This window comes from Streptomyces sp. SM1 (assembly GCF_002910825.1).
Taxonomy (GTDB): domain Bacteria; phylum Actinomycetota; class Actinomycetes; order Streptomycetales; family Streptomycetaceae; genus Streptomyces; species Streptomyces okerensis.
In genome coordinates, this window is the sequence record NZ_NEUB01000018.1 from 1 (window position 1) to 8450 (window position 8450).

Sequence of the window (8450 nt, forward strand, 5' to 3'; positions counted from 1 at the left end):
CTCCGGCGTCAGATAGGCGTCGAGGTACTCGAAGTCCCGCAGATTCCCGGGCCGGTGCGCCTGGAACCCGGTGCGTACGAAGTCGTCGCCGGCCACCGCGTTCAGCAGCCAGTCGGTCATCACCCGGGTCTTGGCGACGTTGGTCCGCAGCGCCGACCAGTGGTAGCCGCGGGCCACCGCCTGGGCGGGCAGACCGTGCAGTTCGAAACCGAACGGCCGGGACACCGCGTCGGTGCCGCCGAGGTCCACCACCAGCCCGAGGTCCCTGTGCACGTACGGCCGGGCCGGCCGGCCCCGCAGGGTCGCGATGACGTTCTCGGCCACCTGCCTGCCCTGCCGCAGCGCGTGCTGCGCGGTCGGCGGGCACACGGCGCCGTCGCCCTTGGCCACATCGGGCACCGCGGCCGAGTCACCGAGCGCGAACACCCCGTCGTGGCCCGGCAGGCGCATGTCCGCGTTGACCGCGAGCCGTCCCCGGACGGTCTCCGCGCCGAGCGTGGCGATGAGCGGGCTGGCCACCACACCGGCGGTCCAGATCAGGGTGCGGGTGGGCACCACCCGGCCGTCGGTGAAGGTGACCTCCTCGGCGCTCGCCTTCGAGATGGAGACGCCCAACGAGATCTCGATGCCGCGCCGGGTCAGGATCTCGTGCGCGCTGCGGCCCAGCTTCTCGCCCAGCTCCGGCATCAGCTTCGGCGCGATGTCGATCAGATGCCACTTGATCAGTCCCGGGTCCAGCCGCGGATAGCGCTTCACGGCGGCGTGCGTCAGCCGCTGCAGACAGGCCGCCGTCTCGGTGCCCGCGTAACCGCCGCCGACCACCACGAACTGCAGCCGCGAGGCCCGCTCCGCCGGATCGTGGCTCGCGTCGGCCAGATCGAGCTGGGAGATGACGTGATCGCGGAGGTAGGCGGCCTCGGCCAGCGACTTCATCCCGAAGGCGTGGTCCGTCAGCCCTGGGATGTCGAAGGTCCGGGTGACGCTTCCGGGGGCCAGCACGATGTAGTCGTACGGCTCGTTGAGGATCTCGCCGTTGACGATGCGGACGACACAGACCTTGGACCGCAGATCCACGCCGATCGCCCCGCCCGGGATGATCCGGGTGCGGTACCTCTCGCTGCGGCGCAGCGAGAGCGCGACCGACTGCGGGGTCAGCACCCCGGAGGCCACCTGGGGGAGCAGGGGCAGATAGAGCTGGTACGAGAACGGTGTCACCAGCGCGAGGTCGGCCTCGTCCGGACCGAGCCTGCGTTCCAGCCGCCGCACGCACTCCACGCCGGCGAAGCCCGCGCCCACCACGAGGATCCTGGGTCGTGTCACGGTGTCCATCCCTTCCTGCGGCTCCAGGCGGTCTGCCTCGGACGTCGATGCCTGACGCGTGCCCCTGTGCAGGACCACGATGCCCTCACCGGCCCGGGAACGCACCGGGAAGCCACCGGGGACGCACCCGTCGCCCCCGCCTCAGCCGTGCAGATGACACAGCAGCAGACACACGTCGTCCTCGCGCTCGGAGTCGCTCAGCAGCGGATGGAGTATCCGGTCCGCCGACTCCTCCAGGTCCGCGTCCAGAGCGGCGGAACCGTACGTCCCGAGGGCCTGGGCGAGCCGTTCGATGCCCGGGTCGATGCCCAGGGCCCGCCGCTCGACCAGCCCGTCGGTGTAGAGCGCCAGCGTCGAACCGGGCGTCAGCCGCTCGGTGTGGTCGGCGATGTCCTGACGCAGCGGGATGCCGAGCATCGCGCCCGGCTTGGCGTCCAGGATCCGTACCCGTCCGTCGGGCAGCCGCAGCACCGGCGGCGGATGGCCCGCCGCGGCCCATGTCAGGGTGTGCCCGTCCGGATGGAACCGCGCGATGACCGCGGTGGCGAACAGATCCGGCTGGAGGTGGCGCAGATACCCGTGCAGCCGGGTCAGCAGCCGGCCGGGCCCGCCGCCGTCGACGGCGTAGGCGCGCAGCGCGGTGCGCAGCTGGCTCATCATCACCGCCGCGTGCAGCCCGTGCCCGGTCACATCGCCGATGACGGTGATCAGGCTGCCGTCCCGCTGGCGGAACGCGTCGTACCAGTCGCCGCCGATGTTCAGCCCGTGCGTGGCGGGCAGGTAGCGCGCCGCCAGGCTCAGGCCCGGCGTCGTCGGCAGCTCCGTGAGCAGGGCGCGCTGCAGCGTCTCGGCGATGTCCCGGTTGTGCTCGAACCGGCGGGCGTTGTCCATGGCGGTGCCGGCCCGCCGGGTGAGTTCGATCAGCATGACCGCGTCGTCCGGGTCCCAGCGCTCACCGGGCGGCGACAGCGTCAGCACACCCAGCGGGGTCCGGCGCGCCGGCAGCGGGACGCACAGCAGCGGCCGTTCGGGAGCCAGGGCCGACGGCGGCCGGTCGTCCACCCCGGGCAGGCCCCCGGGATGGTCGGCGGCGTACTGCGGGCGTCCGGTGCGGGCAGCCAGGACCGCCGCGCCCGAGTGGGCGGCGGGCCGGTGCCGGTCGTCGTCGTGGTCGTGGTCGAACAGCCATACGTCGACGCTCTCGGCGTACCGCGGCACCAGCAGCTCGGGCAGCCGGCGCACGATCTCGTCGTGGTTCAGCGAGGCGTTCAGCGCGGCGCTCGCGTCCGCCAGGAAGGTCAGCCGGTGCCGGGCCTTCTCCGCCTCCTCGCGCGCCCTGCGCTCGGCGGCGAACGCCGCCTGCTGTGCCCGTCCCGCCGCGTCCAGCTCGGCGTGCAGTACCACGACGCCCTGATTGGTCTGGTGCAGTTCCTCCCGGTGGAAGGCGACCAGCTCCTCCTGCCCGGCGAGCTGAGCCAGCACCACGGCCGTGTCCTCGTCGGCGCCCAGCAGGGCCTCGGACAGGCCGGCCGGATCGTCCGTCACCGTGTCCTCCCCGGGGACTTCGCCCGTCGCGGCGCAGGGGACGGTCACCGTCCACGGGGCGCGGCCGGCGGCGCCCGCGCCGGGGACCGGGGCCACCACGGCGTGCAGGTCGGACGTTCCGGCGGGGGAGCCCGGCCCCTCCAGGGTGAGCACCCAGGTGCCGCCCTTGGTGAGGCACTGGCGCAGGTGGCCGCTGAGCGCCGCGGTCAGCCGGGCCCGCTCCACGGTGGGCACCCCGTACGCCGCGGCCAGCCGGGCCACGGCGATACGGGCGCGTGCCGCGTCCGTGACGCCGTCGATCCGCCAGCTGCGTGTCATGGGCGCTCCGACGGGACGGGGGCCAGCACGGCCACGGCGGTGTCGTCCCGCACCGGGCGCGCGGAACTGCCGGCGTCCCGGACGGTCACGGCGGCCGTCACGGCCGGGTCGGCCGGCGGCTGTCCGGTGTCCGGGGGCGGCGTCCAGCGGCCGGGCAGCCCGTCCGTGTGCAGGATCAGCAGGCTCCCGGCGGTCCAGGCGACCTCGTCCTCGCGCACGGTGTGCGGCTGGTGGACCCCGACGATGCCCGGCCGGGACAGCAGGGACCGCCAGCGGTCGCCCTCCCGCAGCCGGGCCGACACGTTGCCGATCCCCGCGAAGCGCAGCCGGCCCGTCCAGCTGTCCAGCTGGGCGACCGCGACGGCCGCGCCCCGCGTACCGGCCAGGGCGTCGTGGAGTTTGTGCAGGGCCTCGGCGGGCGGCAGCCGGGCCCAGTGGCGCAGCTCCTCGACGGCTGCGGTCGACGCACGGGCCGCCTCGCTCCCGTGTCCCAGACCGTCGGCGAGCATCAGCGTCGCGCGGTCGCCGGACCTGACCCAGGCCCAGGCGTCCCCCGAGAAGGCCGCGCCGGCGAACGGGACGTTCACGGCGCCGGCGTGCACACCGAGGTCGCCCGGGCGCTCCCCGCCGTGACCCGTACGGCCGGTTTCGGGGCCGATGCGGGCCATCGCCACGGTGCCCCGGCCGGGCACGCTGTGCAGACCGAAGTCGTCGGAGAGCCGCCGGCACGTGCCGAGGCCCGCGCCGAGCGAGCCGCTGGAGGAGTACCCGTCCCGCTGCGCCACGGCCGGATCCGCGATGCCCGGCCCGTGGTCGAGCGCGGTGATCTGCACGGCCCGCCCCGGCCGGCCCTCCCGCGGCAGCGGCGGGTCCACGACGTCGATGAGCACCCCGCCCGCCTGACCGTACTTGAGCAGATTGGTGGCCAGCTCGGTGGCCACCAGGGACACGGCGGCGGTGCGCCGCTCGTCCAGCCCGGCCAGGGCCGCGGCCTCCTCCGCCGCGACCCGTACGTCACGCACCCGGGTCGGGTCCTGCACCGGTACGTCCCAGACGCGGGGCATCAGACGTCCCCCCGCAGCCGCGGCGGCCGGGACACCCACGAGGTCACCCGGACGGTGGTCCCCGCCCCGGGGGCGGTCTCGACGGCGAAGTCGTGCACCAGGCGCCGGGCGCCGCCCAGCCCCATGCCCAGCCCGCCGCCGGAGGTGTAGCCGTCACTGAGCGCCCGGTCGAGATCGGGGATGCCCGGTCCCGAGTCGCTGAAGGCGAGCCGCAGCCCGTCGGTCCCGCCGGTGGTGACGTGCGACGCCTCCATCCGGCCGCCTCCGCCGTGCACCAGTGTGTTGCGCGCCAGCTCGCTGGCGGCGGTCACCAGTTTCGTCTGGTCCACCAGGGAGAAGCCGAGCTTGGCGGCGGCCTGCCGCACATGCTGACGTACCCATACCAGATCCATGTCCGACCGTATCGGCAGGCGGGCCTCCACACCCGCGCCGGTGTGCATCACGGACTCTCCTCGCGCACGCCGCCGGTCCGCACCGGCACGATGGGCTGTGCGAGGAGTTCCATCGCCGCCTCGGTGGTGAGCGCGGTCCGCAGTCCCGGCAGGGTCAGTCCCAGTTCCACCAGGGTGATGGCGACCGCGGGCCGCATTCCGGCCACCACGGTCCGCGCGGCCAGCAGTTCCGTCTGGGCGGCGATCTCGGCCAGTACCCGGCCGAGGAACGAGTCGATCATCTCCACACCGGAGATGTCGATGACCACCCCCCTGATGCGGCTGCCGACGATGGTCTCGGCCAGATCCTGCTGGAGCTGGTCCGCCATGCTGTCGTGGAGTGCTCCCTGCAGGGTCACCAGCAGCATGTCCCCGAGCCTGAGGACCGGCACATGTCCCGCCATCGGGCGGGAGAACCCCCCGCTCACCGGCGGCCCGCTCCGCCGGGCGCCGCCGCCACGATGTTCGTCCCCAGCTCGTGCAGGCAGTACGCGAGCGCGTCCGCGAGACCGGCCCGGGTCTTCACCGTGCCGAGGTCCAGACCGAGGTGCACGATGGTCTGCGCGATCGCCGGCCGGATACCGGACACCACGCACTCCGCGCCCATCAGCCGGGCCGCGGCGACCGTCTTCATCAGATGCTGGGCCACCAGCGAGTCCACCGTGGGAACGCCGGTGATGTCGAGGATCGCGAACCGGGCGTGCTGGTCGACCACCGCGTTCAGCAGCGTCTCCATCACCACCTGGCTGCGGGCGCTGTCCAGCGTCCCGATCAGCGGGACCGCCACGATGCCGTCCCAGAGCTTGATCACCGGTGTCGCCACCTCCAGCAGCTGGAGCCGCTGCCGGTCGGTGAGCGCCTGGATCTCGCTCAGCGCGGTCTGCATGGCCACCAGACGCAGCGTGCCCAGCAGCACGCTGAGCGCCGTGGAGGCCTCACGCAGTCGTTCGGGCTCCTCCTGCTCCAGATCGGCGACCAGGAGGTTCTCCACCGGCGGCAGCAGCGCGGCCAGCTCGGACGACACCTGGGTGGCGGACAGTCCCGCGCGGGAGCGGGCCGCCCCCATCCGTGCCAGCTGCTCGCGCACCCCGGTGAAGCCCGCGGCGTCCGGGTCCTCGACCCGCTGCGAGTCGGCGACCTGGGCGAGCGCGTCGACCACCGCCTTGCCGGCCTCCACCGCCTCCTCGCGCGAGACCGTGAACACCGCACGGAACAGGGGCTCGTCCGCCCACCGCTGGGCGATCTGCTCACTGCGCCGCCAGAGGAAGTCCCTGACCTCCTGCGCCGGTGTCGGGGGTGTTGCGCCCGTTTCGTGCTGCGGCACCTGATTCCTCTCCTCGTCGTGGTCGTCTCGCGCCGAGCCCGTCTCGGGGCACCGGGAATGTGTGATGTGTTCAGGACTCCGGCTCGGCCGGGGGCGTCTCCGGCTGCCGGTCCACCCGCTCCAGCGCCTCCTCGACGCTCTCCGACACCGGGACGGTGATGCTCACCCCCGTCAGGTCCAGGATGCGGCGCACGGCGGGGGCGGGGGAGATGATGTGCACGCTCCCGGGCAGCTCCCGCGCCTCCTGGTACACGCGCAGGATGATGTTCATCCCGGACGAGTCCATGAAGGGGACCGCCGACAGGTCGAGCAGAAAGTGCCGGCGGCCGTGGTGGAGCTGGTTCGCCAGGTGGTGCTGGAACTCGGTCGCCGTGTCGACGTCCAAATACCCCTCCACCGTGAGAAGGGCCACATCCTCACGGGGAAGGGTCACTTCGACGGACAACGGGTCCTGGGCAGTGTGCACGGAGTACCTCCAACAAGGTGATCAAGCTCTTCGTCGCGCAGCCGCGCGTACCCCCGAATCGCCCCCTCATGCCTCCGCGCGTGCCCGCCGTTCGGGCGACCGCGCTCAGCCCACGCGGATACCCACGATGCAGGTGTCGTCGTCCGTGTCCGACCTGCTGTAGGTGAGCAGGCGGTCGAGCCGCTGGTCGAGCGTGCCCGGGGCCGTGGCGGCGGTGGCGAGCAGATGCGTCAGGGACTCCTCCACCGTACGGTCCCGGCGCTCGATCAGGCCGTCCGTGTACATCAGCAGGTTGTCCTCGGGGGCCAGCCGCACCTCCGCCTCCTCGTACGAGGCCTCCGGTACGGCACCCAGCAGCAACCCGCCCGTCATCGGCAGCGGCGCGGCCTCGGAACCCCGCACCAGCACCGGCGGCAGATGGCCCGCGCGTGCCCACCGCAGCATGCGCGAGGCCGGATCGTACAGGCCGCAGACCGCTGTGGCGCTGACACCGCCCGTCAGATGGTGCGTCACGATGTTCAGCCACGACAGCAGCTGACCGGGGCCCGCCCCGGTGACGGCGAGCCCGCGCAGCGCGTTGCGCAGGACGACCATGCTGGTCGCGGCCTCTATCCCGTGGCCGGCGACGTCGCCCACGCACAGCAGCACCAGCCGGGACGGCAGCACCACGGCGTCGTACCAGTCGCCGCCCACCAGCTGCTCCGCCTCCGCGGGCCGGTAGCGCACGGCCACGTCCAGATCGGGCACCTGCAGCGGCGCCTGGGTGGGCGGCATGATGGCGCGCTGCAGCTGCAGTGCCAGCCGGTCCCGTTCACTGGCGTGCTGCTCGGTGTGCGCCAGCTGGTCGCGGGTGGCGGCCAGCGCCACCTCCGTCCAGTGCTGGGAGGAGATGTCCTGGTAGGCGCCGCGGGTGGTGAGCAGCCGGCCGTCGGTGTCCAGCACCGGCTCGGCCACCACCCGGATGTGCCGGGTCACCCCGTCCGGCCGTTGCAGCCGGAAGGCCGCCGAGGCCGGCCGCCGGTGGTGCAGCAGCGTGCGCAGGAAACGGCCGACGGCGACGGCGTCGTCCGGATGGGCGTGCGCGGGCAGCTCCTCCAGCGGCACCGGAAGACTCGACTGCGGGCGCCCGTACAGGTCGAACAGCTGACCGTTCCAGGTGATCTCGCCGGTCAGCAGGTTCTCCTCGAACCCGCCGATCCGGCCGAGCCGCTGGGCGTGCTGGAGCAGGCTCGCCAGCCGTGCCGTCTCGTCCTCGATCCGCCAGATGAACAGGATCCCGTCGCCGTGCCGGCTGACGCTGATGTCCGCGACCGCCGCCAGCGGCACCTGGCCGACGAGCGCGGTCAGATGCATCCGCCGGGCCCGGAACGGCTCACCCGTCGCGTACACCCGTTCGATCCGCTGGAACAGCTCGCTGTCCCCGGCGGCCATCGGATACGCCTCCAGCATCAGCGCGCCGCTGACCATCGCGCGCGGCCGGCCGGCCGGGTCCAGGAAGCGGCCGTTGACATGCTGGATACGGAAGTCCAGCAGGTTCCCGGAGGCGTCCAGGTGCGGCACGAGGACGAGGGCCGGGTCGTACAGCCCGTCGGCCAGATCCGTCAGCTCCGCCGCGTCCGGCGGCACCCGCGGCTGCCGGGCCGGGCCGCTCGGCGGCGTGTACGTCTCCAGGGTGTGCGCGCACAGCTCGGCCAGGGCCTCCACCTGACGGACGATCTGCGGCGGCTGCTCCGGCAGCGGGGCGGGCCAGACGATCTCCAGCACCCCGTACACGCGCCCCCCGGTGCCGGCGGGCACGGCCGCCCTGCCGCCGTCCGGGTAGTGGTGCCGGCCGACGCTGGGCAGACCCCGGTCGTCCGGCGACCCGATCCACAGCCCGTCCCGTTCCGTCAGGGCACACCGGGCGACCGTCGCCACGTCCGGCGGCACGTAGCACCCGGCACGGTCCGGCTGCTCACCACGCAGGATCCCCCGCCGGACCG

At 73.5% G+C, this 8450-nt stretch carries 8 protein-coding genes; all 8 read right to left on the reverse strand.

Annotated elements, in window-relative coordinates; genetic code table 11:
- The coding region (locus tag B9S61_RS00240; protein ID WP_181007164.1) for an NAD(P)/FAD-dependent oxidoreductase at positions 1-1329 on the reverse strand (1329 nt) is incomplete at its 3' end.
- A gap of 132 nt (positions 1330-1461) precedes the next feature.
- The gene (locus B9S61_RS00245) at positions 1462-3183 is read right to left on the reverse strand and encodes a PP2C family protein-serine/threonine phosphatase (protein WP_103540350.1); all 1722 of its coding nucleotides are present in this window, start codon (positions 3181-3183) and stop codon (positions 1462-1464) included.
- Positions 3180-4247: an ATP-binding SpoIIE family protein phosphatase gene (locus tag B9S61_RS00250; protein ID WP_103540356.1), complete on the reverse strand. Its 1068-nt coding sequence runs from the start codon at positions 4245-4247 to the stop codon at positions 3180-3182. Before B9S61_RS00250 ends, B9S61_RS00245 begins: the two co-directional genes overlap by 4 nt.
- The gene (locus B9S61_RS00255; protein ID WP_103540351.1) at positions 4247-4687 is read right to left on the reverse strand and encodes an anti-sigma regulatory factor; all 441 of its coding nucleotides are present in this window, start codon (positions 4685-4687) and stop codon (positions 4247-4249) included. Before B9S61_RS00255 ends, B9S61_RS00250 begins: the two co-directional genes overlap by 1 nt.
- Entirely contained in the window at positions 4687-5106 is a 420-nt protein-coding gene (locus tag B9S61_RS00260; RefSeq protein ID WP_181007165.1) for an STAS domain-containing protein, read from the reverse strand. Before B9S61_RS00260 ends, B9S61_RS00255 begins: the two co-directional genes overlap by 1 nt.
- On the reverse strand, positions 5103-6002 hold the full coding sequence (locus B9S61_RS00265) for an STAS domain-containing protein (protein ID WP_103540353.1): 900 nt from the start codon (positions 6000-6002) through the stop codon (positions 5103-5105). Before B9S61_RS00265 ends, B9S61_RS00260 begins: the two co-directional genes overlap by 4 nt.
- A gap of 70 nt (positions 6003-6072) precedes the next feature.
- Positions 6073-6468, reverse strand: a complete 396-nt coding sequence (locus B9S61_RS00270) for an anti-sigma factor antagonist (protein WP_103540354.1) — start codon at positions 6466-6468, stop codon at positions 6073-6075.
- A 105-nt stretch (positions 6469-6573) separates the two neighbouring features.
- On the reverse strand, positions 6574-8450 hold a 1877-nt coding region (locus tag B9S61_RS00275; RefSeq protein ID WP_103540357.1), incomplete at its 5' end, for a PP2C family protein-serine/threonine phosphatase.

Excerpts from the sequence above, each read along its gene's own strand:
- B9S61_RS00245 (WP_103540350.1), bottom strand. The coding sequence starts at position 3,183 with ATGACACGCAGCTGGCGGATCGACGGCGTCACGGACGCGGCACGCGCC.
- B9S61_RS00250 (WP_103540356.1), bottom strand. The coding sequence starts at position 4,247 with ATGCCCCGCGTCTGGGACGTACCGGTGCAGGACCCGACCCGGGTGCGT.
- B9S61_RS00255 (WP_103540351.1), bottom strand. The coding sequence starts at position 4,687 with ATGCACACCGGCGCGGGTGTGGAGGCCCGCCTGCCGATACGGTCGGAC.